This window comes from Acinetobacter sp. CAU_H_60 (assembly GCF_058599385.1).
Map to the genome: position 1 here is coordinate 2,602,147 of NZ_CM178653.1, position 25,474 is coordinate 2,627,620.

The window sequence follows — 25,474 nt, forward strand, 5'->3', positions numbered from 1 at the left end:
CTTTTATCTATGTCTATACTTAAGACACCAATCTTGGCTTGACTGGTACAGCATTAGATTTCGATTTGAATTTCAATACTCCATCTTCAAAAGATGCAGTTTTAAGTTCTTTACGGTCCACTAGATAATTATTGGATACTTTCCAAGGCGCATGCTTACCCTGTTTCGGCATTACATCCGCTGCACGGGCAATATAGCCTGAAGTTAAACTACCCATCACAGTATCTTCCAGCAACTCGGTGGCATCTCCTTCCGGAATCACTTCATCATAACCATGCTGATCCATATAATTAAGCAGACGGCAGATATATTCTGCGGCAATGTCCACTTTCAATGTCCAAGAAGCATTGATATAGCCAATAATCAGCGCCATATTTGGCACATCACTGACCATGACGCCTTGATACAGCATATGCTTCGACGTATCTAAAGGCTTGCCGTCCATCGTGGCCTGAATACCACCCAGAATCTGAATATTTAAACCGGTGGCAGACACAATAATATCTGCATCCAGATGTTTACCTGATTTCAGCTGAATCCCGGTTTCAGTAAATTTCTCAATATGATCTGTTTCTACAGATGCATGACCTTCACGTAGGATTTTGAATAAGTCACCATCTGGCACTACACATAGGCGTTGATCCCAAGGTTCATAATTCGGGGTAAAGTGTTTCATATCCACTTTCCCTTTCAGCTGGAACTGTACAGATTTTAATAGTAATGTTTTCAGAAATTTTGGCTGTTTTTGTGCGAGTGCATAGATACCACGTTGCATACCGATATTACGCGCACGGGTCAGCTTATAAGCCACATCTTCAGGCAATAATTTACGCATCTTTGAGTAAATCATGTCAATCGAAGGAACTGACGCGATATAAGTCGGTGAACGTTGCAACATGGTCACATGTCCTGCTCCGCCTTTGACCATGGCAGGAACTAGGGTAATCGCTGTCGCACCACTGCCAATAATCACCACTTTTTTTCCGCTATAGTCCAGATTTTCAGGCCAATGCTGCGGGTGAATGAATGTACCTTTGAATGCTTCCTGATTCGGGAATTGCGGCTGGAAGCCTTGATCATAATTGTAGTAACCAGTACAGCCAAGAACAAAGTTAGCGATCCAGGTCTGCTTTTTGCCCTGAGCGTTTTCAACTACGACTGACCATTTACGTGTCGCTGAATCATAATTGGCACTAACGACGCGATGTTGAAAATGAATTTTTGAGCTCAAGTTAAATTCCTGAACCACTTCTGCAAGATAGTTTTTAATTGCTGAGCCAGAAGCCAATACACTTTCTTTTTTCCAAGGCTTAAAGTTGAAGCCAAAAGTCGACATATCCGAATCTGAACGGATGCCAGGATATTTAAACAAGTCCCATGTACCGCCAAAGCTTTCGCGACGTTCAATAATTTCAAATGAGCGTTGAGGACTATGTTTAGAAAGATGGGCTGCTAGACCGATTCCAGAGATCCCCGCGCCTACAATTAAAATATCAACTTGCTTTTCCATATTCTTCTTTTTCCTGAGCATTGTCATATATTTTTATTAAAGCACAAAATTGACAATACACAATGTCAAGTTTAAATAAAAGTGATTATTTTTTTATCTTTTCAGGACAAATTTCTAAACAGCCTGATAATGGGTAAACACTGTCTTGTCCTGAAATAGATTGACAGTATTCCACTTCAAACCGAGTTAAGCAATTAGCTCGGTTTTAGTTTGCTCATACGTCTGATTCGGGGTGTTCATATTTAAACTTAAATGTGGTCTATAGCAATTATAAATCATAATAGATTCCGCAATTAAGTGATCTAACTCCTTCATGGTTTGACATCGTGTAATTAAAAACTCCTGCTTTAATATTCCATTAATCCGCTCTGCTAATGCATTCTGGTAACAGTCTCCTCCATCTGTCATAGAAGGACATACCCCATAATGGCGTAATGCCGATTGATATAGTTCAGAGCAATACTGAGAGCCTCTGTCTGAATGATGAATCATCCTTGTCGCTCGATCCGTCACATGCTGCATCGCCATATGTAGAGCCTGCACAACATTCTCCGCATGCATATCATTCGATAACTTATAACCTTTAATCTGACGGGTATAAGCATCTGTCACTAAGGATAAATAATGTACGCCTTCAGCACTCTCAACATAAGTAATATCACTAACAAAGACTTCGTTGGCTTGCACTGCTGAATAATCCTTTAATAAATTTGGATGCTTCTTCATCCAATGCTTGCTATCCGTAGTTTTTGTATAGCGACGCTTGGGGCGAATCAATAAATTATGCTCTTTCAATATTTTAAATAACTGATCCCGTCCACACTTTAAACCACGCTGCAACAATTTGCCTTTAATAAGCCAATACAGCTTACGTGTTCCGATACTTGGCATGAGACAACGATATTCCATAACCAACTCAAGTATTTGTTCAGTTGCTTGTGCAGCCATTTGAGCACGTTTTTCTGCTTGATAATAAGCTTGTCGGGTGATTCCCAACCACTGACAATAACGTGAAACGCTTAGTCTTCTTTGGCTTTGCCAATCTTTGAAACGTGCTCGGTATACTTTTTTCCAAGATCAGTCCCACATTCTTTATCAATGTGATAAATCACATCCTGAATAAATTCAGTTTTAAGCTTTTCTGCGGCTAACTGCTTTTCTAATTGGCGGATTCGTTGTTGGGGGGTTAATTGGCGTTTAGAAGAAGTCGGCATATTCGAAGTCCAGTCCTGTTGTCCGTGCTTGCGTAACCATACCAGCACAGTTGATCTTCCTTGAATACCATATTTTGCCTGAGCTTGTTTATAAGTAATTTGCCCTTTTTCTACTTCATGTACAACCATCATTTTAAAGGCGAAGCTATAATCACGTTGTGTGCGTTTAACTCGTTGTTCTTGTGCATGTTCCATAAAATAAGTCTCTTAAGGTGTAAACTTATTTCAGGACGGGACACACAAGACAATAAAAAAGGCCGGTTTATTCAACCGACCTTTTCGAACAACGTTTGCTGCTCTACACGAAATCAGTTAACTTCGCGATCTACTAGCTCAACGTAAGCCATCGGTGCAGCATCACCTGCACGGAAGCCCGCTTTAAGAACACGTAGATAACCGCCGTTACGCTCTTTGTAACGAGGGCCAAGAACGGTAAATAATTTACCAACAGTTGCAGCTGAACGAGTACGAGCAAACGCCAAACGACGGTTTGCTACTGTATCGACTTTAGCTAAAGTGATTAAAGGCTCAGCAACACGACGTAATTCTTTAGCTTTAGGCACAGTTGTTTTGATCAACTCGTGCTCGAACAAAGAGTTAGCCATGTTTTGGAACATCGCTTTACGATGGCTGCTTGTACGGCCTAATTTCACACCACTATTACGATGACGCATGGTGATAGTCCTACTTAATTAACGGCTACGATAGGCGAAACGATCGTCCATACGGAGACTAGCTGGTGGCCAGTTCTCTAAACGCATGCCGAGTTGTAAGCCTTTGGAAGCCAGAACATCTTTGATCTCAGTAAGCGATTTTTTACCAAGGTTAGGAGTTTTAAGTAACTCAACCTCAGTACGCTGTACAAGATCACCAATGTAGTAAATGTTTTCTGCTTTCAAACAGTTAGCAGAACGAACAGTTAGCTCTAGATCATCTACTGGACGAAGCAAAATTGGATCAACTTCTTCACGAGGTTCTTGAGCCACAGGAGCTTGATCTTTCTGAAGATCAACAAAGATTGCAATTTGTTGTTGCAAGATTGTTGCCGCTTTGCGGATTGCTTCTTCAGGATCAACTGTACCGTTGGTTTCAAGATCAATGACCAGTTTATCAAGGTCAGTACGTTGTTCTACACGAGCGTTTTCCACTGTGTAAGACACACGTTTGATCGGGCTGTAAGATGCATCTAACTGTAAACGACCCACTGGGCGAGTCTCGCCTTCTGGGAAACGTGAGTCAGAAGTCTCATAGCCACGGCCTTGAGCCACTTTCAGGCGCATCTTAAGATTGCCTGATGCACTTAACGTGCCGATCAAGTGTTCAGGGTTAACCACTTCAACATTATGAGGTAAACGAAGGTCAGCCGCAGTTACGTCGCCTGGACCTTGTTTCTCTAATGTTAAATAAGCTTCATTTTGATCGAACAGCTTAATAGACAATCCTTTTAGGTTCAGCAAGAGCTCGACGATGTCCTGCTGCAAGCCTTCCAAAGTACTGTACTCGTGCTCAACACCTTCAATCTCGACTTCTACCACAGCAGCGCCAGGTAAAGAAGAAAGAAGGATGCGACGTAAAGCATTGCCCAGAGTATGACCAAAGCCACGCTCTAAGGGTTCTAGAATAACTTTTGCCGAGGTCCCGCTTGCCGCTTCGACCTTGATCGCTTGCGGAGTTAGAAACTCATTTGCAGTACGCGTCATATTGCTACCTCAAGGATTATTTAGAATACAATTCTACAATCAAGCTTTCGTTGATTTCAGCAGGTAAATCAGAACGATCCGGTGCAGCTTTGAACGTACCTTCTAGTTTAGAATGATCTACTTCCATCCAAGAAGGAATGCCACGTTGAGCAGCTAATTCAATTGCGTTTTTGATACGTAATTGTTGTTTAGCGCCTTCGTGAACTGCAATCACGTCACCCGCTTTAACTTGGATAGACGCGATGTTAACGCGACGTCCATTTAAAGTGATTGAACGGTGAGATACTAACTGACGAGCTTCTGCACGTGTAGAACCAAAACCCATGCGATAAACAACGTTATCAAGACGGCTTTCAAGCAATTTCAACAGGTTTTCACCAGTTGCGCCTTTAACACGAGCAGCTTCTTTGTAGTAGTTACTAAATTGACGCTCTAAAACACCGTACATACGACGTACTTTTTGTTTTTCACGTAATTGTAGTGAGTACTCAGATTGTTTACCGCCACGAGCTCCACCATGTTGACCAGGAGCTTTAGCGTGTTTTTTAGTTTTGACGTCAAATGGTTTAACGCCAGATTTTAATTGCAGGTCTGTCCCTTCGCGGCGAGAGAGTTTGCATTTTGGACCAATATAACGAGCCATGAATGTTTCTCCTTACACGCGACGTTTTTTAGGTGGACGGCAACCGTTGTGAGGGATTGGAGTCACATCGGTAATGCTGTTAATTTTATAACCCACTGCACCTAATGCACGAACCGCAGACTCACGACCTGGACCAGGACCTTTCACAAGGACGTCCAAGTTTTTCAAACCGTAATCTAAAGCAGCTTTACCAGCAACTTCAGCAGCTACCTGAGCAGCAAACGGAGTTGATTTACGTGATCCACGGAAGCCTTGTCCACCTGAAGTGGCCCAAGCCAGTGCATTACCTTGACGATCGGTAATAGTCACAATGGTGTTATTAAAAGAAGCGTGAATGTGTGCAACACCTTCAGAGACGGTACGAGTGACCTTCTTGCGTGTGCGAGTATCTTTAGCCATCTTTTAGCTTCCAGAAATCTTATTTCTTAATTGGTTTGCGCGGACCTTTACGGGTACGTGCGTTAGTTTTGGTGCGTTGACCACGGACAGGCAAGCTGCGACGATGACGAAGACCGCGGTAGCAGCCTAAATCCATTAAACGTTTAATGTTCATGGAAATTTCGCGACGTAAATCACCTTCGGTCGGAACCTTGGCAATTTCTGCACGAATCGCATCAAGCTGAGCGTCATCTAATTCACGGATCTTAGTAGTAGTTGGGATACCCGCAGCAGCTAAGATTGACTTAGCAGTGTGGCGACCAATACCAAAGATGTACGTTAGAGAGATAACAGCATGCTTGTTATCCGGAATGTTTACACCGGCAATACGAGCCATTCAATTTTCTCCAAAAAGGCAGTAGAGATAATCAACCGCCCCACAAAAATCTTGAGGGGCGGATAATAACCCAATTCGCCTACTGAAATCAACAGGTCTTGATCAGATTAACCTTGACGCTGCTTATGACGAGGTTCTGCGCTACAAATTACGCGGATAACCCCATTACGACGGATAACTTTACAGCTACCACAAATTTTCTTTACAGAAGCTTGTACTTTCATGATGAAACCTCTAAGTGCGCTTATCCCTTAGGATGAGCAGTCGTTTTTCTCATTAACGTTTGATTGTCATACTGGTGCGAGGTGAGATGTGCTTGAAGCTGAGCCATAAAGTCCATCACCACCACTACCACGATCAGCAACGATGTTCCGCCCAAGCTAAATGGAATACCAAAAGAGCTTTGCAGAATCATCGGCATTAAACAGATGACAGTGATGTATATCGCGCCAATAAAGGTCAAACGATTGAGAATATGATCTAAGTAACGAGCAGTTTGCTCACCTGGACGAATACCAGGCACGTAAGCTCCGCTGCGTTTCAAGTTCTCTGACACTTCTTTAGGACTAAATACCAGTGCTGTATAGAAGTAACAGAAAAAGATAATTAACGCACCAAAGAGCACCAAATACAACGGCTGACCAGGCGATAACACCAATGCCAAGTCTTGTAGACTACGCTTGATAATTCCTGCACTTGGATCCGAACTACCAACCCATTGACCTAAGCTCGCTGGGAACAAAAGTAAAGAGCTGGCAAAAATTGCCGGAATTACACCCGCCATATTAATTTTTAATGGCAGATGCGTTTGCTGTGCAGTAAATACACGACGTCCCTGCTGCTTTTGAGCATAGTTCACCGGAATACGACGTTGCGCCTTCTCGATAAACACAATCGCTGCAAGTACAGCAATCGATAACAGACCAAAAATTGCTAGTCCAATTAGACTAGACTGGCCATTATCCACTGAAGTTAGAGACTGCATAACTAAAGTCGGCAATCCTGCAACGATACCTGCGAAGATGATCATGGAAATACCATTGCCCACCCCACGCTCGGTAATCTGTTCACCCAGCCACATCAAGAACATGGTCCCCGCAACCAAAGAGGTTACTGCAGGAACATAAAAAGCCAGACCAGAGGTCAGGGTAATTCCCTGGCTGATCAGGCCAGCACACATACCAATTGCTTGCACAAGTGCAAGGAACAGCGTGCCTTGTCGTGTGTATTGGTTAATCTTACGTTTGCCCTGCTCGCCTTCTTTTTTCAAAGCTTCGAGCTGAGGAACCACCGTAGACATCAACTGCACGATAATCGATGCAGAAATGTATGGCATGATCCCTAAAGCAAGAATCGACATTCGCTCTAATGCACCACCCGAAAACATGTTAAACAAACCAAGGATTGTACCTTGGTTTGCATTAAACAGATTTTCTAGCGCAGCATTATTAATCCCTGGTACTGGAATATGCGCTCCTAGTCGAAACACCAACAACGCACCAATGAGAAACATCATTCGACGAATAATTTCACGGTATTTCACATGAAATGGTTGGCCTTTCATCATGTTGACATGACCTGAAGAACTAGGAGTCATAGACACTGGGGATTACTCCTCGACTTTACCGCCAGCAGCTTCAACAGCAGCTTTAGCGCCTTTAGTCAATGCAACACCTTGTACAGTGAATGCACGAGTAATTTCACCAGAAAGTACGATACGAGCACGAGTCATGTCTTTACGTACAACGTTCGCAGCTTTTAAAGTTTCAAGAGACACGATGTCACCTTCAACTTTAGCAAGCTCAGATAAACGTACTTCAGCAGTTTTCAAAGCCAATTGGCTAGTGAAACCGAATTTAGGCAAACGACGATAAAGTGCAGTTTGACCACCTTCGAAACCTGGACGAGTACCACCGCTCTTACGTGAGTTTTGACCTTTGATACCACGACCACCAGTCTTACCAACGCCAGAACCGATACCACGGCCTAGACGAAGGTTGTCACGCTTAGCACCTTCTGCAGGTGCAATTGTATTTAAACGCAGAGTCATGGCTTATTCCTCTACACTAACCATATAGTAGACTTGGTTGATCATACCACGGTTAGAAGGCGTATCTTGCACTTCTACAGTATGACCAATACGACGCAGACCTAAACCTTTCAGGCTCAGCTTGTGATTTTTCAAGCGGTGCGATGCAGATTTAGTCTGGGTAACTTTAATCGTTTTCATGATTGATTACCCTTGAATTTGTTCTACTGTTAAACCACGTTTCGCAGCAACTTTCTCAGGAGAAGTCATATCACGCAAACCGTTAAAAGTCGCGTTTACTACGTTAGCAGCGTTTGTAGAGCCATAACATTTAGTTAATACGTTACGTACGCCAACAGCTTCTAAAACTGCACGCATCGCGCCACCAGCAATTACACCTGTACCTTCAGAAGCAGGTTGCATGTAAACGCGGCTTGCACCGTGACGAGCATTGATAGGGTGCTGAACAGTACCATCAACAAGGTCAACAGTAATCATGTTACGACGAGCAGCTTCAAGTGCTTTAGAAATAGCAGCTGGAACTTCACGCGCTTTACCACGACCAAAACCTACGCGACCATTACCATCACCCACAACAGTTAATGCTGTGAAAGAGAAGATACGACCACCCTTAACAACTTTGGCTACACGATCAACGGCAACCAGCTTTTCAACAAGACCTTCGTTTTGTTCAACTTTAGCCATGATTAGAACTCCAAGCCGTTTTCACGGGCAGCATCAGCCAAGGCTTTGATACGACCATGATATTTGAAACCAGAACGGTCAAATGCAACTTTAGTAACACCAGCTGCTTTAGCGCGTTCTGCGATTAAAGCGCCTACTTTTTGAGCTGCTTCAACGTTACCAGTAGTACCCGCACGTAGAGTAGCGTCTAGAGTAGAAGCTTGCGCTAATACTTTGCCACCATCTGCTGAGATAACTTGAGCATAGATGTGACGCGGAGTGCGGTTTACACACAAACGAGTCGCACCCAATGCACGGATGTGCAAGCGTGTGCTTTTCGCACGACGCAAACGGGATTGTTTCTTTTCGTTCATAAGAACCTCGCGCCTTATTTCTTCTTAGCTTCTTTACGAAGTACAACTTCGTCAGAATAACGAACACCTTTACCTTTATAAGGCTCTGGTGGACGGTAACCACGGATATCTGCAGCGACTTGACCTAGAACTGCTTTATCAGCAGATTTAAGTACGATTTCAGTTGCAGTTGGAGTTTCAGCAGTTACACCTTCAGGAAGCGTATAGTCGATCGGGTGAGAGAAACCAAGGTTAAGGTTAACAACGTTACCTTTAACCGCAGCTTTATAACCAACACCGATAAGTTGTAACTTACGTTCGAAACCTTCGCTTACACCTTTTACAAGGTTGTTAAGCACAGCGCGAGCAGTACCAGCTTGCATCCAAGCGTCTTTAGATTCAGCTTTAGGAGCAATAACTAGAGTACCGTCTTCCTGTTTTAGCTCGACCAGCGCATGCAGGTTGAAAGACAATGTACCTTTGCTGCCTTTCACTTCGACCTGCCGGCCGTTCTGAGTAACTGTTACACCGTTAGGTACAGTTACTGGGGCTTTAGCCACACGAGACATGAGGAATCACCTATTAAGAAACAAAAGCAATAACTTCACCACCAACGCCTGCAGCACGTGCAGCGCGATCAGTCATGATGCCTTTGCTTGTAGAAACAATTGCAATACCTAAACCTTGCTTAACGCTTGGAAGTGCATCTTTACCGCGATACTGACGTAGACCTGGACGGCTTACGCGTTTCACAGTTTCGATAACTGGCTTGCCTTCAAAATATTTTAAAGTCAAAGTAAGAGTTGCTTTGCCTTCAACTTCAGCAACTTCTACGTTTGAAATATAACCTTCTTGTTGAAGTACGTTAGCAATCGCAACTTTCAACTTAGAATTAGGCATAGAAACAGTTTGTTTCTTTGCCATTTGTGCGTTACGAACACGTGTTAGCATGTCGGCAACGGTATCTTGCATACTCATTTATAGTGCTCCTTACCAGCTTGCCTTAACAACGCCAGGTACATCACCTTGCATTACTTTATCGCGTACCATGTTACGGCTTAAGCCGAACTTACGGAAGTAACCATGAGGACGACCAGTTAAACCACAACGGTTACGTAGACGTACTGGAGATGCATTACGTGGTAATGCTTGTAATTTCATCATCGCATCGAAACGTTCTTCATCTGAAGCATTTACGTTTGCAATGATTGCTTTTAATTCAGCACGTTTTGCAGCGTATTTAGCAACAGTAGCTTCGCGTTTCAATTCGCGATTAATCATACTTTTCTTAGCCATTTCGACCTCTTATTTGAACGGGAAGCCGAATGCACGCATTAGCGCACGGCCTTCGTCATCGGTGCGAGCAGTCGTAGTGATGGTAATGTCCATACCACGAATACGGTCAATCTTGTCAAAATCGATCTCAGGGAACATGATCTGTTCTTTAAGACCCATTGAGTAGTTACCACGACCATCAAATGATTTCGCAGAGAAACCACGGAAGTCACGGATACGAGGAATCGCAATCGAGATCAGACGGTCTAAGAATTCGTACATACGTTCGCCGCGTAAAGTAACTTTACAACCAATCGGCCAACCATCACGGATTTTGAAACCAGCGATAGATTTACGAGCTAACGTAAGAACTGGTTTTTGACCAGCGATAGCTTGCATATCAGAAAGAGCACCATCAAGGAGTTTCTTGTCAGCAGAAGCTGCACCAACACCCATGTTGATAGTGATTTTAGTGATGCGAGGGATCTCCATCACATTCTTAATTCCCAATTGTTCTTTTAATTGAGCTTTAAGTTCGTCGTTGTAACGTGCTTTAAGTCTGGCCATTGCCTTTTTCAACCTATTACTTCGCTACCGCCACTGATTCACCATTAGATTTGAATACGCGAGTTTTCACGCCATCAATCGTTTGGTAACCAACACGGTCAGCCTTTTGGGTTGTAGCATTAAAAATTGCCACGTTTGAAATGTGAAGCGAAGCTTCTTGAGTTACGATGCCGCCTTCAGCGCCAGTAACACGGTTCGGCTTTTGATGCTTCTTCACCAAGTTAAGGCCTTCAACCTTAACGCGGTCATTAGAAACAGACAGAACAGTACCCTGTTTGCCTTTTTCTTTACCTGCGATCACAATTACTTGATCGCCTTTTTTAATCTTAGCCATGATCGCCTCTTATAGAACTTCAGGAGCCAATGAAATAATTTTCATGAACTGTTCAGTACGAAGTTCACGAGTCACTGGTCCGAAAATACGAGTTGCAATCGGCGCTTTGTTGTTGTTCAAAATAACAGCAGCGTTATCGTCGAAACGAATCACTGAACCGTCTGGACGACGGATACCGAATTTTGTACGTACAACTACTGCATTCATCACGTCACCTTTTTTAACACGTGCGCGTGGAATTGCTTCTTTTACAGTAACTTTAATAATGTCGCCAACAGAAGCATAACGACGATGTGAACCACCAAGTACTTTAATACATTGTACGCGGCGAGCACCACTGTTGTCTGCTACGTCGAGCATAGTTTCGGTCTGAATCATTGCCCTACTCCAAAACCGAGCATCACCGGTCACAATTTCGAAAGGCTCAAAGAGTACTCGAAATTGACCGATGATGCAACAAGAACGTTAATTACTCAGCAGCTGCTTCAACAACTTCAACTAAAGTCCATGACTTAGTTTTAGACATTGGGCGGCTTTCTTTAATGGTTACAACGTCGCCAACTTTAGCTGTGTTGTTCTCATCATGAGCATGTAATTTTGTTGAACGGCGGATTGATTTGCCATACAACGGGTGTTGAACACGGCGTTCGATAAGAACAACGATAGATTTTTCCATCTTGTCGCTTACTACTTTGCCTGTTAACGTGCGGACTGTATTTTCACTCATTGTCCGTTCCCCTGTTTTTCGGTAAGGAGGGTCTTGATACGAGCAATAGTCTTGCGAGTCAATTGCACTTCGTGCGATTTACCCAATTGACCAGTTGCTTTCGCCATACGAAGACGGAATTGGTTTAGCTGTTGCTCATCAAGCAAAGCTGTCAACTCTTCTACCGACTTTTCACGTAGATCTTTAGTTTTCATTACATTACCGTCCGAGTCACGATAGTGGTTTTAAACGGAAGTTTAGCAGCAGCAAGCGTGAACGCTTCGCGAGCTAGGTCTTCGTTAACACCATCAATTTCGTACAAGACTTTACCTGGTTTGATTTGGCAAACCCAGTATTCCACAGAACCTTTACCTTTACCCATACGCACTTCAAGTGGCTTAGAAGTAATTGGCTTGTCCGGGAATACACGGATAAAGATTTTACCACCACGTTTAATACGACGGCTAATTGTACGACGCGCTGCTTCAATTTGACGTGCAGTCATTTGACCACGTTCAATTGATTTAAGTGCGATAGTACCAAAAGATACTGAGCTACCGCGGTGAGCTAGACCAGTGTTACGGCCTTTTTGCACCTTACGGAATTTAGTACGTTTAGGTTGCAACATGGATTATTCTCCTTTTTCAGCAGAACGATCATTGCGACGACCACGACGCTCTTGACCTTCACCACGACCGCGACCGCGTTTAGCTGGACGTTCTTCAGCTGGAGCTGGGTTCATGACTTGTTTCATGCCACCCAAGATCTCGCCACGGAAGATCCAAACCTTAACACCAATCGTACCGTAAGTAGTCTCAGCACGCATAGTCGCGTAGTCGATATCTGCACGAAGAGTATGTAGAGGTACACGACCTTCACGATACCATTCAGTACGAGCAATCTCAGCACCACCTAAACGGCCTGAAACTTCTACTTTGATACCTTTCGCACCAGCACGCATAGTGTTTTGAACCGCACGCTTCATAGCACGACGGAACATTACACGTTTTTCCAATTGAGAAGCGATAGCTTCAGCAACTAGACGCGCGTCTAAGTCTGGACGATCAATTTCGTTGATACTTACTTGCGCAGGAACACCCATAATAGATGTTAATTCGCGTTGTAATTTCTCAATGTCTTCGCCTTTTTTACCGATTACGATACCAGGACGAGCAGTACTAATAGTTACTTTAGCAGCGCCTGTTGGACGTTCGATAAGAATATTGCTGATCATTGCATTCTTAAGTTTTTTAGTTAAAAACTCACGAACTTGCAAATCTTTAAGCAAGTATTCAGCGTATTGTTTCGGACTCGCATACCAGTTAGCGTTATGACGTTTCACAACACCTAGGCGGATACCGATTGGATGAACCTTCTGACCCATATCAAACCCCTACCTTAACGGTGATGTGACAAGTACGCTTAGTAATACGATCTGCACGGCCTTTAGCACGTGGCATAATACGTTTCAGGCTCATGCCTTCATCAACGTAGATCGTAGAAACTTTAAGGTCGTCTACATCTAAACTGTTATTATGTTCAGCGTTTGCAATTGCAGATTCCAACGCTTTCTTAACCAATACTGCAGCTTTTTTGTTGCTGAAGTTTAAGATGTTAAGAGCGTGCGCAACAGATTTGCCGCGGATAAGATCTGCAACCAAACGAGCTTTTTGTGCCGAGATAGCGGCACCGCGTAATTTAGCAGTTACTTCCATCATAGCACCTATTAACGTTTAGATTTCTTGTCAACACCGTGACCACGGTAGGTACGAGTCGGTGCAAATTCACCAAGCTTGTGTCCAACCATATGTTCAGAGATGATCACTGGAACATGGTTACGGCCATTGTGTACAGAAATTGTTAAACCAACAAAATCCGGGAGGATCATCGAACGACGCGACCAAGTTTTGATCGGCTTACGGTTATTAGCCGCGATAGCCGCTTCAACCTTAGCGAACAAGTGCGCATCGACGAATGGGCCTTTTTTCAGAGAACGAGGCATTGTCAGATTCCTTTACTTGTTACTTAACGCGACGGTCGCGAATAATCATCTTAGTCGTACGCTTGTTGGTACGTGTTTTGTACCCTTTAGCTTTTTGACCCCATGGGCTTACAGGTTGAATACCTTTGTTACGCCCTTCACCACCACCGTGTGGGTGATCAACTGGGTTCATCGCCATACCACGAACGGTAGGACGAACACCACGCCAGCGTGATGCACCAGCTTTACCTAGTGAGCGAAGGTTGCTTTCTGAGTTAGATACTTCACCTAACACAGCGCGGCATTCAACATGAATTTTACGCATCTCGCCTGAACGAAGACGAACGATAGCGTAAGAACCGTCACGACCCAACAACTGAACAGAAGTACCAGCTGAACGAGCTAACTGCGCGCCTTTACCGATTTTAAGTTCGATGTTGTGAAGAGTAGAACCGATAGGCATGTTGCGAAGTGGCAAGCAGTTACCTGGACGGATTGGAGCATCGTTACCAGATTGAACTGAATCACCAGCGCGTAAACCTTTAGGCGCGATGATGTAGCGACGTTCACCGTCAGCATACTTCAACAACGCAATGTGCGCAGTACGGTTTGGATCGTATTCAATACGCTCAACTACAGCTGGGATGCCGTCTTTGTTACGTTTGAAGTCGATTAAACGGTAGTGTTGTTTGTGACCGCCACCAACGTGACGAGTCGTAATGTGACCGTTGTTATTACGGCCGCCAGTACGTTTTTTAGCTTCAACTAGTGGAGCATAAGGCGCGCCTTTGTGAAGGTGATCATGAACCACTTTCTCTACAAAGCGACGTCCCGGAGACGTTGGCTTACATTTTTGAATAGGCATAGTTTTCGTCCTTATTCCGCTGCGCTTTCAGCGGCATCGCCCAAGTCAGCCATTTCAACATCTTGGCCAGCTTTCAGGGTGACGTATGCTTTTTTAACATCAGAACGACGTCCTAATGTTTTACCAAAGCGTTTAGTTTTACCTTTAGTGATCGTAGTGTTAACTTTAACAACTTCTACACCAAACAATTGTTCAACTGCTTTTTTGATTTCAAGTTTGTTTGCATCAAGTGCAACTTTGAATACTTGAACACCAGCAGTTTCACCTAAAACTTGTGCTTTTTCTGAGAAAACAGGTCCTTGCAGGACTTGATATAAACGTTCGTTGTTCATCCGAGTTCTACCTCAATTTTCTTAGCAGCAGCTACAGACATAACAACTTTATCGAACGCGATCAAGCTAACAGGATCGATTGCAGTCGCATCAACCACATCAACGTGTGGAAGGTTACGAGCAGCTAGATACAAGTTCTCATCAACAGCATCAGTAACGATCAATGCACGAGTAGCATTCAAGTCGTTAAGTTTTGCAAGCAATTCTTTAGTTTTTGGAGCTGCAACAGCAAACTCTTCAACTAGAACTAAGCGATCTTGACGAACAAGTTCAGCCAGGATGCATTGCATAGCACCGCGGTACATTTTACGGTTTACTTTTTGAGACCAGTCTTGTGGACGAGCAGCAAAAGTTTTACCACCGCCAACCCAGATTGGGCTACGAATAGAACCAGCACGAGCGCGGCCAGTACCTTTTTGACGGAATGGTTTTTTACCACCGCCAGAAACGTCTGCACGTGATTTCTGAGCTTTAGAACCTTGACGACCACCAGCTAAGTAAGCTGTAACAACTTGGTGTACAAGAGCTTCATTAAATTCACGACCGAACGCAACTTCTGATAATTCAACAGCAGAGCCGGAAACAGTATTTAAATTCACGTTATTTCCCCTCAGGCCTTGATCGTAGGACGAACAGTTACGTCGCCACCAGTAGCGCCAGGAATCGCACCTTTAACTACTAGAACTGAACGTTCTGCGTCGATAGATACAATTTCAAGACCCTGTACAGTTACGCGTTCAGCACCTAAATGGCCAGCCATTTTTTTGCCTTTGAACACGCGACCAGGAGTCTGGTTTTGACCTGTAGAACCTAGAACACGGTGAGAAACAGAGTTACCGTGAGTAGCGTCTTGAGTACGGAAGTTCCAACGCTTAACACCACCTTGGAAACCTTTACCTTTAGACTGACCAGTTACGTCAACAATTTGACCAACTGTGAACAGATCTACACCGATAGTAGCGCCAACTTCACGACCTTCAAGCTCAGCTTCTGAAACGCGGAATTCTTGAACCAGACGACCAGCAGCAACACCAGCTTTCGCAAAGTGACCTTTCTGAGCGTTAGTTACGCGAGATTCGCGACGTTCACCAGTAGTGATTTGAATCGCTTGATAACCATCAGTTTCAAGCGTTTTGATTTGAGTGATGCGGTTAGGATCAACCTCAATCACTGTAACAGGCACAGAAACACCAGCATCTGTAAAGATACGTGTCATACCGCACTTGCGACCGACTAAACCAATAGCCATGTGCATAAACCTCTAAAAAAGCGGCCTAATTAACTTAGAGCGTTAATTAACCCGAAAGCCTTAACCCAATGCGATCTGAACATCAACACCAGCTGCAAGATCTAACTTCATCAATGCATCTACAGTTTTGTCTGTAGGTTGAACGATGTCGATCAAACGTTTATAAGTGCGGATCTCGTATTGGTCACGCGCATCTTTGTTAACGTGTGGTGATGTTAAAACGTTAAAACGTTCAATGCGTGTAGGCATTGGAATTGGACCACAAACTTGTGCGCCAGTACGTTTTGCTGTTTCTACGATTTCTTGAGCTGATTGATCAATAAGACGGTGATCAAAAGACTTAAGACGGATACGAATTCTCTGGTTAGACATACCAGTTAACTCCAAGCCAAATATATAAAGAATCACTCTTGACGCATCTCACCCCACTATTTTAAGGCAAGTGTCAAGAGCAGTGAAATATCACTAAGGTCGTGATCGATGCCACGACTGTAACGATAGTTAACTACTTTCTTCGCAGTTAACCCCCTTCCTATCGAAGGGTCGCTTATTATAGCCATTGTTTATTGCATAAGCAAATCCCTTTTAGAGTTTTTCTTGCTGTATTTCAATTTATTCGGGAAATCAATTGTTTATTTTTTACCCACTAGGCTGTTTTTTCCAAAACATACTGAATAGCTTGGTTTAGTATTTGATTTCCTTGAATAAAATTATTTTTGGTTGTTCTTTTCAGTTGTTGAATGTCCTGTACATATTTTCCAGAAAATTGTGAAATTTCTTCTTCATTTTCCAAAAACAGCTTTAAAGTTTCCGGGGTGATTTCCGGATGAAACTGGAAACCCAAGACATTCTTGCCGAGTTGATACATCTGATTACGACAGGCTTCATTTTCTGCCAGATGAATCGCTCCCTTAGGCAGCTCAAAGGTTTCACTATGCCACTGCATGATTTCAAACTGTTCAGGCAAAACAAAACAATCCTCGGGTACATGTGCGACTTTGCGAACCGTGGTCCAGCCCAGCTCCTGTTCCTGGTTACGGCTGACGGCCGCCCCCAAGGCATTGGCGATCAACTGCCCACCCAAACATAGGCCAATCGTTGGTTTTCCGTGGGAAAGATAACGGCGTAACCAGCGTTTTTCGATCTTGAGCCATGGATAATTCGCTTCATCATTGACACTCATGGTGCCTCCCATGATGATCAGCAAATCAACTTCATCGACTGATGGCAAAGCTTCAATATCCAGTGGACGATCGACGGGTAAAGCAAAGAATTCAGTCGCAGTAATTTGCGCCTGATGCTGCTTTAAAAAATCAATACAACTACCAAAACCCTCGCCAGCAATATGCTGAAAATAATGTACTTTTAACTGCGACTTCATGCGCCTAAACCTTTTGTTGTAGCTCTCTGATTTTAGGTTTTGCAAAAATGAAGCCAACTTTTTAGCAATGTCAATTTTTTCAACATTTCACAACATAACTGGCAGCAATAATGAGATTCTCTTAAGCTAAAGCAATATTTGATTACATTTAAGAGCATTCACGTGAAAAAAAATCCTCAAACAGCGCTGATTCATGCACCACGAAAGGCCCCGCAATATATTTCCAGTATTCAACCTCCCCTGTTTCGTGCATCCACCATCATCTTTAACAATACTGATGCCCTATTTAATCGCCACTGGACTGATGACTATGACTATAGCTATGGCACGCATGGTACACCGACGACATTTACCTTAGGCGATAGCATTGCCCAGATCGAAGGCGGTCAATATTGCTTGCTGGCACCGAGTGGTTTATCCGCGATTAATCTCGTGAATTCTTGTTTTTTAAGCCAAGGCGATGAAGTGTGGGTTGCGGATAATATCTATGGTCCAAACATGGAACATCTACGCAACCTGGAAACCCGCTATGGCATTCAAGTCAAAGTCTATAATGCGATAGATGCGGATACTTTTCAGCCCTCGGAAAAAGCCAAACTACTTTGGCTTGAAGCGGCGGGTTCCGTGACTTTAGAATTCCCCGATTTAAGTCGCTTGGTCAAGAAGGCCCAAGCGAACAACATCCTCACTGCGCTGGACAATACCTGGGGTGCAGGCCTTGCCTTTAATGCATTTGATTTTGGTGAGGATCATATAAGTGTCGATATGACTGTGCATGCCCTGACCAAATATCCAAGTGGTGGCGGTGATATCCTGATGGGTTCAGTGGTGACCCGCGATAAAGACCTGCATCACAAATTGTTCCGTGCGCATGCCATTCAGGGTATCTCTGTATCAGGCGATGATGTCGCTCAGGTACAACGAAGTCTGGCGTCGATGCAACTCCGATATGAACATCAATCACAAAGCTGCTTAACCTTATTACACTGGCTCAAACAGCAACCAGAATTTGTCCAGGTCTTACATCCGGCTGATACTGACAACGCAGGTCATGAATACTGGAAAGAAATTTGCAAGCAAGGACACAGTGCCGGACTGGTCAGCGTGATTTTTGACAATAACTACAAGTTGCAAGATATTCGCAATTTCTGTGACAGCTTAAAACTGTTTAAGCTTGGCTTTAGCTGGGGTGGTCCTGTCAGTCTGGTCATGCTATATAACTTAAAAGAAATGCGTGTGCTTGAACATTCACATTTGAAAGAGGGTTTTCTGGTCCGTTTCTGTATTGGGCTAGAACATCCGGAAGATCTGATTCAGGATATTAAACAGGCTTTAAAAGTCTTAGCTTAAATATAGACATAAAAAAATTGGGCAAATTGCCCAATTTTTTACATTATCGTTTCGCTTTACTTAAAGTAATCATAGCTTACAGAAACAGTCTCTCCTGCTTTTGGTAAAGCTGTTCCATAAAATACTAAGCTTACTCCAGAATTACTATAAACTAGATCAAAGCCTTGTCGATGTGTTGTATCACGCCCAACATTCTGACCATTTACTGTCACCTTAACAGTTGAAGGTACTGGTACCTGTTTTAAACTAAACTGACTTGCAAGACCAGTTGCTACACGGATAATGTCATCAAATACCACATTCCAGCTTGTAGCATCAGCACAAATTGAAGCAGAAGCCCCACCAGTCAAACGTGCAATCTCTTTAAAGTGCCCTCCTCCTTCAGCAGATCCACCTTGACCATTACATTCAAATCCTAATGTACTCCAAGAAGTTGTAGGATCTGCAAAAGTTGGACGGATATGATCAGATGTACCCACAATCGAAAAGTAGGTAGTGTTTGTAGACAAGAAATAATTTTTATAATCATTAAAATCTCGTCGTGTATAGTTACTATATACAGGACTGTACTGCCAATATGTTTCATTTTCAGGCTCATCTGAAACAAACACTACTAAATTTTTCACATTTGGACGATCAAAACCAGTCAAATCTGCTTCACGAACGCAGTAAAAACCTGTTTCAGTAGCTGAATCATAAGTTCCAGGTTGAGCCAAGGTAGCCCACTCTTGCTCTGCATCTGGTGTATTTCTATCAATAAAATTAGTCGTTTTATCTTTTAAAGTTCTAAGCGACTTACATGCATACGCATCCTGCGTATTCACTGCTAAACGATAATCTACACCTGCTTGATTCAATGATTTAAAGAACTGTGCAGCACCATTAGCCAAGTTACGCTGTTCTTCAGACATTGAACCTGAAGAATCAATATTCCATAAAATGTCAACCGCATTTGCAGATTGTGTTGTTTGAGTAAAAGTTTCTTTTGCTGTAGCCACTTCAATAACCGCATTGCTACTTAAAGCACTAGCAATATTCAAATCACCATATACTTGGTTAACTTGATCACTATTACTCGCTACGTAAGTATTTCCCCAAATATAACCTGATTGGTTTGCAAGCCAAAAAGATAAATTGAGACGTAATTTTTTATCACTTGCTTGTACGGCTACAGGAGTAGTAACAGATGAATTTGAATTTAATACAGATAACAACAGGTCACGAACTTTAGTCAGTTCATTGGCATTAGAAAAATCAATATCCAAGATTACATTAACCACTTCACCTTGAGCATTCGTAGATACACGATTAGTTAAAATATTGACTTTTGCATTTTGCTGGATAAGAGCATTAGTAAATGCAGCTAAATAGAATTTACTAAATTCATCTAAATTTTGATTTAATACAACTGATCTCACTTTCGCTTGATTCTGTGCCGATGAAGCAGTTAAATCAACCTGTGAAGCAAATCCAGCTGCTTTTGTCACATTATCATCTAACAATAAAACAGTCCGACCTGATGTTAATGCTGTCTCTGTAAAATATTTAGGATTCACTTCACCAAAAACTGCAATATTTGCCTTTTCACTTACTACAGTTGCAACATCTTGAATAGTAGTAAGCGTTTCGCCTGGCTGTTCTGGTGGAACTGGATCAGTAGGCTTTGTAGATATTGAGCTATCTGAATCACCACCACATGCCGTTAAAAATACAGATGTTCCCACTAACATTGCTAATAATTGTTTGTTAAGTTTCATTTACACCCTCTAACCGTTTTCAAACTATTTAATAAAAGCTATTAAATTAAAATTTTATTTTTCATAATGTTATTAAAAATAAAATGAATGGTGAATATTACAAAAAATGAATACAATTTCAACAATAAAGTCAAAATACCTTAACATGTAACACAATAAACCAAAAAAGAGACTTAAATCACAAATCCCTGCATAAGGGAAATTTAAGTATTCCAAAAGACAAAAATTTATATAGAGGTTTTCAAGTTAATGAATATACCGATCATTATTGCTAAAAAAACCAGTGATACCACGCAAGATATTGTGCTGCATTCACAGCTTGCCAACCGTCACGGACTGATTGCCGGCGCGACCGGAACCGGCAAAACGGTAACCTTGAAAGTTTTGGCAGAAAGCTTTTCTCGCATTGGTGTACCCGTGTTCCTTGCCGATGCCAAGGGAGATGTTTCCAGCCTGGCCAAGCCAGGCGAAAGTAATCCTAAGTTTGATGAACGTATTAAAAGCCTGAATATTGACTCAATTCCTTTTGAAGCTTCGCCGGTCGTATTCTGGGATCTGTTTGGTGAACAAGGCCATCCGATCCGTACTACGATTTCCGAAATTGGACCACTCCTCCTTGCCCGTATCCTAAACCTGAATGACACGCAAGAAGGAGTACTGTCCGCCGTCTTTCGGATTGCTGATGATCAGGGCCTGCTACTGATCGACTTTAAAGACCTGAAAGCCATGCTGAGTTATGTCAGCGAACATACTGCAGACTTTAAAGCGGAATATGGCAATCTATCGCCTGCCAGCCTCGGTGCGATTCAACGCAATTTATTGGCACTTGCGGATCAAGGCGGGGATAAATTCTTTGGCGAGCCAGCACTAGACCTGATGGATTTCCTGCAAACGGATAGCCAAGGCCGCGGCAATATCAATCTGCTGGCTGCCGACAAGCTGATGAACACACCGAAGTTGTACGCCACTTTCCTGTTATGGATGCTGTCAGAGTTATTTGAACAGTTACCAGAGGTGGGTGATCTGGACAAACCGAAACTGGTGTTCTTCTTTGATGAAGCGCATTTACTCTTTGATAATGCCAGCCCCGCCCTGCAGGAAAAGATTGAACAGGTGGTGCGTCTGATCCGCTCCAAAGGTGTCGGGATTTACTTTGTCACCCAGAATCCACTCGACTTACCTGAAAGCGTATTAGGGCAACTCGGCAACCGTATTCAGCATGCTTTACGCGCTTTTACTCCTAAAGACCAGAAGGCAGTCAAAACGGCGGCAGATACCTTCCGTGCCAATCCAGAATTTAAAGTGCAGGAAGCGATTACTGAACTTGCTGTAGGTGAAGCGCTGATTAGCTGTCTGGATGAAAAAGGCACACCACAAATTGTGGAACGTGGCTGGATCATGCCACCACATTCTTCTTTTAGTCCGATCTCAATTGAAGAACGTAAAGTGCTCATGCAGCAAAGTATCGTGGCTGGTATTTATGAGCAGGAAGTTGACCGTGACAGTGCACATGAGATGCTGCAGCAAAAAGTACTGGAACGTCAGCAGCAGGCACAAGCCGCGGAACTTGCCAAGCAACAGGCCAAAGAACAGGAACGTTTGGCACGTGAACAGCAAAAAGAAGCTGAACGTGCAGCCAAGCAACGTGAAAAACTCACACAGGATATTGTGAGTACCTTTGCCAAAAGTGCAGCACGTAGTCTTGGTGGTAATACCGGACAGAAAATTGTGCGTGGTCTATTAGGCTCTCTCTTCGGGCGTAAATAACCTTCCTTTCTCCGATCGAAAACATCATTTTTATGGGATATTTTCATATCCCATAATTTTTTTATGGTTTTATGCTTTTACTATATTGTAAAAGCATTTTATAAGATGTATTTTAAATACATCTTATAAATAACAGCCATGAGAGATCAGCTATGACTCCACAGCAAATTGACCTTGTAAAAGCCACTGTTCCTGTTCTTCGTGAAAATGGGGTTGCCCTGACTGGTTATTTCTATAACCGCATGCTAGGCAATAATCCTGATTTGAAAGAAACCTTTAACATGGGACATCAACGTAGTGGAGCTCAAGCACAAGCCTTGGCAGGTGCGGTTCTGGCTTATGCTGAAAATATCGAAGATCCATCTGTGCTGTTACCCGTGGTTGAGCTAATCGCACATAAACACGTAAGCCTAAACATTAAGGCACCGGACTACGGTATTGTTGGGGAAAACCTGTTGCATTCAATCAGTGAAGTATTGAACATTTCTATGGATGATCCATTGATTGATGCTTGGGCTGCAGCATACGGTCAACTGGCTGACCTGTTTATTGCAACTGAAAAAGCGATCTATGATCAGCATGAACAGACTAAAGGTAGCTGGTTAGGCTGGCGCAACTTCAAGATTGCCAAGAAAGTCGTAGAAAGTGATGAAATCACTTCCTTCTACCTGGCTCCAGTTGACGGCGGTCCATTACCGAAATATGAAGCTGGACAATATATCTCTGTACGCGTGTTTGTGCCTGAGCTGAACCTAAAACAGCCACGCCAATATACCCTGTCGACTTGCCCACAAGCCGATTACCTGCGTATTTCCGTGAAACGTGAAGATCAGAAAGGCGACATGGTTCCAGGCTGGGTATCGAATACTTTACACAGCCTGCCAGAAGGTTCAGAAATTGAAGTCTCTGCACCAACAGGCAACTTCTACCTGATCGATCCGAACAAACGTAATGTGTTCATCAGTGGCGGTGTAGGTCTAACTCCAATGGTGGCTATGCTGAACCAACTGGTGACTCTGGACATGCCACAGCCTGTGACTTTCATCCATGCCTGCCGTAGCAAACAGGTACATGCGATGAAACAGCACATTCATGAGCTAAAAGCGAAATATCCACGTCTGCATACAGTGACTGCATACGAATTCCCACATGCCAATGACAAACTGGGTGAGGATTATGATTTTGCTGGTCGTCTGGATCTCAGCATAATTGACCGTGCCCTGCTTCCAGAAAATGCCGACTATTACCTGTGTGGTCCAATGCCATTTATGGCTGAACAGCAAAAGGCGCTCGTCGCTCGCGGAATCCCTGCTGAGAACATTCATAGCGAAGCCTTTGGCACAGGTGGTGTACGCCACTAACTGCTTCTTCAGCTTAAAATAAAAAAAGAGGGTTAGTCTGGTATGCTAGACTAACCCTAATTTTTTTCATCAAAAACATCAGTATTATCATGCAACTGAATAAATTTACTGACTATGCGCTGCGCATACTGATGTATGTTGCGCAACCCCGCGATCTGCCTTATACGATTGCCGAGCTGGCGGAGCGCTTACAGATTTCGCAGAACCATGCCATGAAAATCGTCTACTTTATGGCGAAACAGGACTGGCTCATTACCTCTCGCGGTAAAGGGGGTGGAATCCGTCTCAATCCGGCTGCCCTGCAAGTTCAGCTCGGACAGATTGTGCGTATTCTGCAACGTGACAACCAGATTGTGGAATGTAATGATCCACCCTGTGTACTACGTACCAATTGCGGATTAAAAGGCATTCTGGATCAGGCTGTGGAACAGTTCTATACCAGTCTCGATCAATATATTCTGGGTGATGTCGTTGAACCGACCAAGGAACATTTTAGCATCCAGTCACCGATTAGCCTGATCAATCTCTAATACCCTTATTCTATGGGGCAATTCTAAAGTTCGCTTGCCCGCCCGACTTCCTTTATAATAGCTTCTTGTATAATTAGTCATTGAAGTTGAGCCATGCATCACAGCAGAGGAAAGTCGAAAAACAGTAAGGCATCAAATGCCCCAAAGCAAAAGATCAGCTATGAAAAAAAGGTCGATCCAGCCATTACTGAATATTCGGTACAAGCCCTCAACTGGTTACGCAAAGCTGAGTTCCTGATGAGTGCACCCAAGCTCAGCTTGTGTGTAGAAGATACCGGTTATGAAGTGGCTTTTGCTGGCCGTTCCAATGCGGGTAAATCGAGTGCCATCAATGCCCTGACCAATCAGAAACAGTTGGCCCGTGCTTCTAAAAAACCAGGCCGTACCCAAATGATCAACTTCTTTAGCCTTGGCAATCCGGATCAGCGTCTGGTCGATTTGCCGGGTTATGGCTACGCCGCTGTCCCTGAAGCCATGAAAATTGTCTGGCAGAAAGAACTGGAAAACTATCTGATTCACCGCAAGAGCCTGCAAGGTCTGGTGCTGCTGATGGATATCCGTCATCCGCTACAACACTTTGATGTGATGATGCTGGAATGGGCGTATTCACGTAAATTATTCGTACATGTGCTGCTGACCAAAGCCGACAAGCTGAACCGTGGCCCCGCTTCGAAAGCGCTACAAGAAGTGAAAGCCAAACTGAAAAAGATGAAGCTGGATTTCTCGATTCAACTGTTTTCTTCTCTAAACAAGCAAGGTCTGGAAGAACTGGCCAGTGTGATGGGCGGGCGTTTGAACTTCACTTTGAATCAAGCACCTGAATTTGATCTGGACAGCATTCCTGAAGCTTCAATGCATGATTTAAACGAAGCTGATGAACCAATTGAATTATTAGAAGATGAAGATGAGACCAACAGCGCTCATGAAGTCAGTGCCAGTGAACTGAATGATCTGGACGCGCCTGTGGAAGTCGATCCAACAAAGATTGTCGAACAGGATCCACAAAAATAAGCCGAATGTGTTTCATCGGATAAAAGAATGTCCCGTATTGCCTGCTGCAATTCGGGATATTTTTTTCATACTGTCTTGATCAAGCAGTGATGGATTCACA

The 25,474-nt window shown here is 43.4% G+C and carries 36 protein-coding genes and 1 pseudogene; 5 read left to right on the forward strand and 32 right to left on the reverse strand.

The genetic code is table 11. The features are described 5' to 3' along the window. Window positions 1-19: 19 nt before the first annotated feature. The 31 genes and pseudogenes from AC4MBN_RS12320 to AC4MBN_RS12470 form a co-directional block, all read right to left on the reverse strand. Window positions 20-1,510 carry a flavin-containing monooxygenase gene (locus tag AC4MBN_RS12320; protein ID WP_491880287.1) on the reverse strand — a complete coding sequence of 497 codons (1,491 nt, stop codon included), beginning with the start codon at window positions 1,508-1,510 and terminating at the stop codon, window positions 20-22. A 186-nt stretch (window positions 1,511-1,696) separates the two neighbouring features. Beyond that, window positions 1,697-2,919 (reverse strand): IS3 family transposase gene (locus tag AC4MBN_RS12325; RefSeq protein WP_491880288.1). Its coding sequence is split into 2 segments (ribosomal slippage): window positions 1,697-2,583 and window positions 2,583-2,919, totalling 1,224 coding nucleotides; the frame shifts between segments, so codons are not numbered across the junction. A 113-nt stretch (window positions 2,920-3,032) separates the two neighbouring features. Next, entirely contained in the window at window positions 3,033-3,398 is a 366-nt protein-coding gene (gene rplQ / locus AC4MBN_RS12330; RefSeq protein ID WP_004786886.1) for a 50S ribosomal protein L17, read from the reverse strand. Window positions 3,399-3,416: 18 nt separating this feature from the next. After that, on the reverse strand, window positions 3,417-4,424 hold the full coding sequence (locus tag AC4MBN_RS12335) for a DNA-directed RNA polymerase subunit alpha (protein WP_004786889.1): 1,008 nt from the start codon (window positions 4,422-4,424) through the stop codon (window positions 3,417-3,419). 16 nt (window positions 4,425-4,440) lie between these two features. Next, entirely contained in the window at window positions 4,441-5,067 is a 627-nt protein-coding gene (rpsD, locus tag AC4MBN_RS12340; protein WP_004786890.1) for a 30S ribosomal protein S4, read from the reverse strand. A gap of 12 nt (window positions 5,068-5,079) precedes the next feature. Beyond that, window positions 5,080-5,466 carry a 30S ribosomal protein S11 gene (gene rpsK / locus AC4MBN_RS12345; RefSeq protein WP_001040166.1) on the reverse strand — a complete coding sequence of 129 codons (387 nt, stop codon included), beginning with the start codon at window positions 5,464-5,466 and terminating at the stop codon, window positions 5,080-5,082. Window positions 5,467-5,485: 19 nt separating this feature from the next. Beyond that, the gene (gene rpsM, locus AC4MBN_RS12350) at window positions 5,486-5,842 is read right to left on the reverse strand and encodes a 30S ribosomal protein S13 (RefSeq protein WP_004786893.1); all 357 of its coding nucleotides are present in this window, start codon (window positions 5,840-5,842) and stop codon (window positions 5,486-5,488) included. Window positions 5,843-5,949: 107 nt separating this feature from the next. Continuing rightward, window positions 5,950-6,066, reverse strand: coding sequence for a 50S ribosomal protein L36 (gene rpmJ / locus AC4MBN_RS12355; RefSeq protein ID WP_000867907.1), 117 nt, complete (start codon window positions 6,064-6,066; stop codon window positions 5,950-5,952). 20 nt (window positions 6,067-6,086) lie between these two features. Next, entirely contained in the window at window positions 6,087-7,406 is a 1,320-nt protein-coding gene (gene secY / locus AC4MBN_RS12360) for a preprotein translocase subunit SecY (RefSeq protein WP_171065444.1), read from the reverse strand. Window positions 7,407-7,451: 45 nt separating this feature from the next. After that, a complete protein-coding gene (gene rplO, locus AC4MBN_RS12365; RefSeq protein ID WP_004786897.1) occupies window positions 7,452-7,892 on the reverse strand; it encodes a 50S ribosomal protein L15 in 441 nt (146 codons plus the stop codon). Window positions 7,893-7,895: 3 nt separating this feature from the next. Beyond that, window positions 7,896-8,072 (reverse strand): 50S ribosomal protein L30, encoded by a 177-nt coding sequence (gene rpmD / locus AC4MBN_RS12370; RefSeq protein WP_004786899.1) that lies wholly within the window; start codon window positions 8,070-8,072, stop codon window positions 7,896-7,898. A 6-nt stretch (window positions 8,073-8,078) separates the two neighbouring features. Next, window positions 8,079-8,576, reverse strand: coding sequence for a 30S ribosomal protein S5 (rpsE, locus tag AC4MBN_RS12375; protein WP_004786901.1), 498 nt, complete (start codon window positions 8,574-8,576; stop codon window positions 8,079-8,081). A 2-nt stretch (window positions 8,577-8,578) separates the two neighbouring features. Continuing rightward, window positions 8,579-8,929: a 50S ribosomal protein L18 gene (rplR, locus tag AC4MBN_RS12380; RefSeq protein ID WP_004281497.1), complete on the reverse strand. Its 351-nt coding sequence runs from the start codon at window positions 8,927-8,929 to the stop codon at window positions 8,579-8,581. Between the two features lie 14 nt (window positions 8,930-8,943). Next, the gene (rplF, locus tag AC4MBN_RS12385) at window positions 8,944-9,477 is read right to left on the reverse strand and encodes a 50S ribosomal protein L6 (protein WP_004786903.1); all 534 of its coding nucleotides are present in this window, start codon (window positions 9,475-9,477) and stop codon (window positions 8,944-8,946) included. A gap of 13 nt (window positions 9,478-9,490) precedes the next feature. After that, window positions 9,491-9,886 (reverse strand): 30S ribosomal protein S8, encoded by a 396-nt coding sequence (gene rpsH / locus AC4MBN_RS12390; RefSeq protein ID WP_004786905.1) that lies wholly within the window; start codon window positions 9,884-9,886, stop codon window positions 9,491-9,493. Between the two features lie 12 nt (window positions 9,887-9,898). Further along, on the reverse strand, window positions 9,899-10,204 hold the full coding sequence (rpsN, locus tag AC4MBN_RS12395) for a 30S ribosomal protein S14 (protein WP_004786907.1): 306 nt from the start codon (window positions 10,202-10,204) through the stop codon (window positions 9,899-9,901). 9 nt (window positions 10,205-10,213) lie between these two features. Continuing rightward, the gene (gene rplE, locus AC4MBN_RS12400; protein WP_004786908.1) at window positions 10,214-10,750 is read right to left on the reverse strand and encodes a 50S ribosomal protein L5; all 537 of its coding nucleotides are present in this window, start codon (window positions 10,748-10,750) and stop codon (window positions 10,214-10,216) included. A 16-nt stretch (window positions 10,751-10,766) separates the two neighbouring features. Beyond that, on the reverse strand, window positions 10,767-11,084 hold the full coding sequence (gene rplX / locus AC4MBN_RS12405) for a 50S ribosomal protein L24 (RefSeq protein ID WP_004786911.1): 318 nt from the start codon (window positions 11,082-11,084) through the stop codon (window positions 10,767-10,769). Between the two features lie 9 nt (window positions 11,085-11,093). Then, window positions 11,094-11,462 carry a 50S ribosomal protein L14 gene (gene rplN / locus AC4MBN_RS12410; protein ID WP_001982634.1) on the reverse strand — a complete coding sequence of 123 codons (369 nt, stop codon included), beginning with the start codon at window positions 11,460-11,462 and terminating at the stop codon, window positions 11,094-11,096. A 91-nt stretch (window positions 11,463-11,553) separates the two neighbouring features. Further along, window positions 11,554-11,811, reverse strand: a complete 258-nt coding sequence (gene rpsQ, locus AC4MBN_RS12415; protein ID WP_004786913.1) for a 30S ribosomal protein S17 — start codon at window positions 11,809-11,811, stop codon at window positions 11,554-11,556. Continuing rightward, a complete protein-coding gene (gene rpmC, locus AC4MBN_RS12420) occupies window positions 11,808-12,005 on the reverse strand; it encodes a 50S ribosomal protein L29 (RefSeq protein WP_004786915.1) in 198 nt (65 codons plus the stop codon). The genes rpsQ and rpmC overlap by 4 nt, the downstream gene beginning before the upstream one ends. Further along, a complete protein-coding gene (rplP, locus tag AC4MBN_RS12425; protein WP_004786917.1) occupies window positions 12,005-12,418 on the reverse strand; it encodes a 50S ribosomal protein L16 in 414 nt (137 codons plus the stop codon). Before rplP ends, rpmC begins: the two co-directional genes overlap by 1 nt. Beyond that, window positions 12,358-13,174 (reverse strand): annotated as a pseudogene (gene rpsC, locus AC4MBN_RS12430) (30S ribosomal protein S3). The gene rplP and the pseudogene rpsC overlap by 61 nt, the downstream one beginning before the upstream one ends. 1 nt (window position 13,175) lies before the next feature. Further along, window positions 13,176-13,505, reverse strand: a complete 330-nt coding sequence (gene rplV, locus AC4MBN_RS12435; protein WP_001982638.1) for a 50S ribosomal protein L22 — start codon at window positions 13,503-13,505, stop codon at window positions 13,176-13,178. Window positions 13,506-13,516: 11 nt separating this feature from the next. After that, entirely contained in the window at window positions 13,517-13,792 is a 276-nt protein-coding gene (gene rpsS, locus AC4MBN_RS12440; protein ID WP_004673001.1) for a 30S ribosomal protein S19, read from the reverse strand. Between the two features lie 19 nt (window positions 13,793-13,811). Continuing rightward, window positions 13,812-14,636 carry a 50S ribosomal protein L2 gene (gene rplB / locus AC4MBN_RS12445; RefSeq protein WP_005233738.1) on the reverse strand — a complete coding sequence of 275 codons (825 nt, stop codon included), beginning with the start codon at window positions 14,634-14,636 and terminating at the stop codon, window positions 13,812-13,814. A gap of 11 nt (window positions 14,637-14,647) precedes the next feature. Beyond that, window positions 14,648-14,968 (reverse strand): 50S ribosomal protein L23, encoded by a 321-nt coding sequence (gene rplW / locus AC4MBN_RS12450; protein WP_004786923.1) that lies wholly within the window; start codon window positions 14,966-14,968, stop codon window positions 14,648-14,650. Then, window positions 14,965-15,567 carry a 50S ribosomal protein L4 gene (gene rplD, locus AC4MBN_RS12455; protein ID WP_004786925.1) on the reverse strand — a complete coding sequence of 201 codons (603 nt, stop codon included), beginning with the start codon at window positions 15,565-15,567 and terminating at the stop codon, window positions 14,965-14,967. The genes rplW and rplD overlap by 4 nt, the downstream gene beginning before the upstream one ends. 11 nt (window positions 15,568-15,578) lie before the next feature. Beyond that, window positions 15,579-16,217, reverse strand: coding sequence for a 50S ribosomal protein L3 (rplC, locus tag AC4MBN_RS12460; RefSeq protein ID WP_005233737.1), 639 nt, complete (start codon window positions 16,215-16,217; stop codon window positions 15,579-15,581). Between the two features lie 60 nt (window positions 16,218-16,277). Then, window positions 16,278-16,589: a 30S ribosomal protein S10 gene (gene rpsJ, locus AC4MBN_RS12465; protein WP_000070912.1), complete on the reverse strand. Its 312-nt coding sequence runs from the start codon at window positions 16,587-16,589 to the stop codon at window positions 16,278-16,280. Window positions 16,590-16,863: 274 nt separating this feature from the next. Beyond that, window positions 16,864-17,598, reverse strand: a complete 735-nt coding sequence (locus tag AC4MBN_RS12470) for a type 1 glutamine amidotransferase (RefSeq protein ID WP_180025508.1) — start codon at window positions 17,596-17,598, stop codon at window positions 16,864-16,866. A 162-nt stretch (window positions 17,599-17,760) separates the two neighbouring features. Between AC4MBN_RS12470 and AC4MBN_RS12475 the strand changes: the two genes are divergently transcribed. Further along, window positions 17,761-18,948 carry a PLP-dependent transferase gene (locus AC4MBN_RS12475; RefSeq protein ID WP_180047875.1) on the forward strand — a complete coding sequence of 396 codons (1,188 nt, stop codon included), beginning with the start codon at window positions 17,761-17,763 and terminating at the stop codon, window positions 18,946-18,948. 56 nt (window positions 18,949-19,004) lie between these two features. Here the strand turns inward: AC4MBN_RS12475 and AC4MBN_RS12480 are convergent, their stop codons facing one another. Then, window positions 19,005-20,705, reverse strand: coding sequence for a vWA domain-containing protein (locus AC4MBN_RS12480; RefSeq protein ID WP_228154820.1), 1,701 nt, complete (start codon window positions 20,703-20,705; stop codon window positions 19,005-19,007). Window positions 20,706-20,954: 249 nt separating this feature from the next. On the opposite strand from AC4MBN_RS12480, the gene AC4MBN_RS12485 reads away from it, so the two are divergent. The 4 genes from AC4MBN_RS12485 to yihA all read left to right on the forward strand — a co-directional run bounded on the left by AC4MBN_RS12485 (window position 20,955) and on the right by yihA (window position 25,374). Next, window positions 20,955-22,472, forward strand: coding sequence for a helicase HerA-like domain-containing protein (locus AC4MBN_RS12485; RefSeq protein WP_491880289.1), 1,518 nt, complete (start codon window positions 20,955-20,957; stop codon window positions 22,470-22,472). A 152-nt stretch (window positions 22,473-22,624) separates the two neighbouring features. Then, window positions 22,625-23,833 carry an NO-inducible flavohemoprotein gene (gene hmpA / locus AC4MBN_RS12490; RefSeq protein WP_491880290.1) on the forward strand — a complete coding sequence of 403 codons (1,209 nt, stop codon included), beginning with the start codon at window positions 22,625-22,627 and terminating at the stop codon, window positions 23,831-23,833. A gap of 89 nt (window positions 23,834-23,922) precedes the next feature. Further along, window positions 23,923-24,363: an RrF2 family transcriptional regulator gene (locus AC4MBN_RS12495; protein WP_419364151.1), complete on the forward strand. Its 441-nt coding sequence runs from the start codon at window positions 23,923-23,925 to the stop codon at window positions 24,361-24,363. 93 nt (window positions 24,364-24,456) lie between these two features. Beyond that, entirely contained in the window at window positions 24,457-25,374 is a 918-nt protein-coding gene (yihA, locus tag AC4MBN_RS12500; protein WP_125278969.1) for a ribosome biogenesis GTP-binding protein YihA/YsxC, read from the forward strand. Window positions 25,375-25,474 lie beyond the last annotated feature (100 nt).

Coding starts and splice junctions, on each gene's coding strand:
- AC4MBN_RS12320 (WP_491880287.1), bottom strand. CDS start 1,510: ATGGAAAAGCAAGTTGATATTTTAATTGTAGGCGCGGGGATCTCTGGA.
- rplQ (WP_004786886.1), bottom strand. CDS start 3,398: ATGCGTCATCGTAATAGTGGTGTGAAATTAGGCCGTACAAGCAGCCAT.
- AC4MBN_RS12335 (WP_004786889.1), bottom strand. CDS start 4,424: ATGACGCGTACTGCAAATGAGTTTCTAACTCCGCAAGCGATCAAGGTC.
- rpsD (WP_004786890.1), bottom strand. CDS start 5,067: ATGGCTCGTTATATTGGTCCAAAATGCAAACTCTCTCGCCGCGAAGGG.
- rpsK (WP_001040166.1), bottom strand. CDS start 5,466: ATGGCTAAAGATACTCGCACACGCAAGAAGGTCACTCGTACCGTCTCT.
- rpsM (WP_004786893.1), bottom strand. CDS start 5,842: ATGGCTCGTATTGCCGGTGTAAACATTCCGGATAACAAGCATGCTGTT.
- rpmJ (WP_000867907.1), bottom strand. CDS start 6,066: ATGAAAGTACAAGCTTCTGTAAAGAAAATTTGTGGTAGCTGTAAAGTT.
- secY (WP_171065444.1), bottom strand. CDS start 7,406: ATGAAAGGCCAACCATTTCATGTGAAATACCGTGAAATTATTCGTCGA.
- rplO (WP_004786897.1), bottom strand. CDS start 7,892: ATGACTCTGCGTTTAAATACAATTGCACCTGCAGAAGGTGCTAAGCGT.
- rpmD (WP_004786899.1), bottom strand. CDS start 8,072: ATGAAAACGATTAAAGTTACCCAGACTAAATCTGCATCGCACCGCTTG.
- rpsE (WP_004786901.1), bottom strand. CDS start 8,576: ATGGCTAAAGTTGAACAAAACGAAGGTCTTGTTGAAAAGCTGGTTGCC.
- rplR (WP_004281497.1), bottom strand. CDS start 8,929: ATGAACGAAAAGAAACAATCCCGTTTGCGTCGTGCGAAAAGCACACGC.
- rplF (WP_004786903.1), bottom strand. CDS start 9,477: ATGTCTCGTGTGGCTAAAGCCCCAGTAACTGTACCTAACGGTGTAACA.
- rpsH (WP_004786905.1), bottom strand. CDS start 9,886: ATGAGTATGCAAGATACCGTTGCCGACATGCTAACACGTGTTCGTAAC.
- rpsN (WP_004786907.1), bottom strand. CDS start 10,204: ATGGCTAAGAAAAGTATGATTAATCGCGAATTGAAACGCGAAGCTACT.
- rplE (WP_004786908.1), bottom strand. CDS start 10,750: ATGGCCAGACTTAAAGCACGTTACAACGACGAACTTAAAGCTCAATTA.
- rplX (WP_004786911.1), bottom strand. CDS start 11,084: ATGGCTAAGATTAAAAAAGGCGATCAAGTAATTGTGATCGCAGGTAAA.
- rplN (WP_001982634.1), bottom strand. CDS start 11,462: ATGATTCAGACCGAAACTATGCTCGACGTAGCAGACAACAGTGGTGCT.
- rpsQ (WP_004786913.1), bottom strand. CDS start 11,811: ATGAGTGAAAATACAGTCCGCACGTTAACAGGCAAAGTAGTAAGCGAC.
- rpmC (WP_004786915.1), bottom strand. CDS start 12,005: ATGAAAACTAAAGATCTACGTGAAAAGTCGGTAGAAGAGTTGACAGCT.
- rplP (WP_004786917.1), bottom strand. CDS start 12,418: ATGTTGCAACCTAAACGTACTAAATTCCGTAAGGTGCAAAAAGGCCGT.
- rplV (WP_001982638.1), bottom strand. CDS start 13,505: ATGGAAGTAACTGCTAAATTACGCGGTGCCGCTATCTCGGCACAAAAA.
- rpsS (WP_004673001.1), bottom strand. CDS start 13,792: ATGCCTCGTTCTCTGAAAAAAGGCCCATTCGTCGATGCGCACTTGTTC.
- rplB (WP_005233738.1), bottom strand. CDS start 14,636: ATGCCTATTCAAAAATGTAAGCCAACGTCTCCGGGACGTCGCTTTGTA.
- rplW (WP_004786923.1), bottom strand. CDS start 14,968: ATGAACAACGAACGTTTATATCAAGTCCTGCAAGGACCTGTTTTCTCA.
- rplC (WP_005233737.1), bottom strand. CDS start 16,217: ATGGCTATTGGTTTAGTCGGTCGCAAGTGCGGTATGACACGTATCTTT.
- rpsJ (WP_000070912.1), bottom strand. CDS start 16,589: ATGTCTAACCAGAGAATTCGTATCCGTCTTAAGTCTTTTGATCACCGT.
- AC4MBN_RS12470 (WP_180025508.1), bottom strand. CDS start 17,598: ATGAAGTCGCAGTTAAAAGTACATTATTTTCAGCATATTGCTGGCGAG.
- AC4MBN_RS12480 (WP_228154820.1), bottom strand. CDS start 20,705: ATGAAACTTAACAAACAATTATTAGCAATGTTAGTGGGAACATCTGTA.
- AC4MBN_RS12485 (WP_491880289.1), top strand. CDS start 20,955: ATGAATATACCGATCATTATTGCTAAAAAAACCAGTGATACCACGCAA.
- hmpA (WP_491880290.1), top strand. CDS start 22,625: ATGACTCCACAGCAAATTGACCTTGTAAAAGCCACTGTTCCTGTTCTT.
- AC4MBN_RS12495 (WP_419364151.1), top strand. CDS start 23,923: ATGCAACTGAATAAATTTACTGACTATGCGCTGCGCATACTGATGTAT.
- yihA (WP_125278969.1), top strand. CDS start 24,457: ATGCATCACAGCAGAGGAAAGTCGAAAAACAGTAAGGCATCAAATGCC.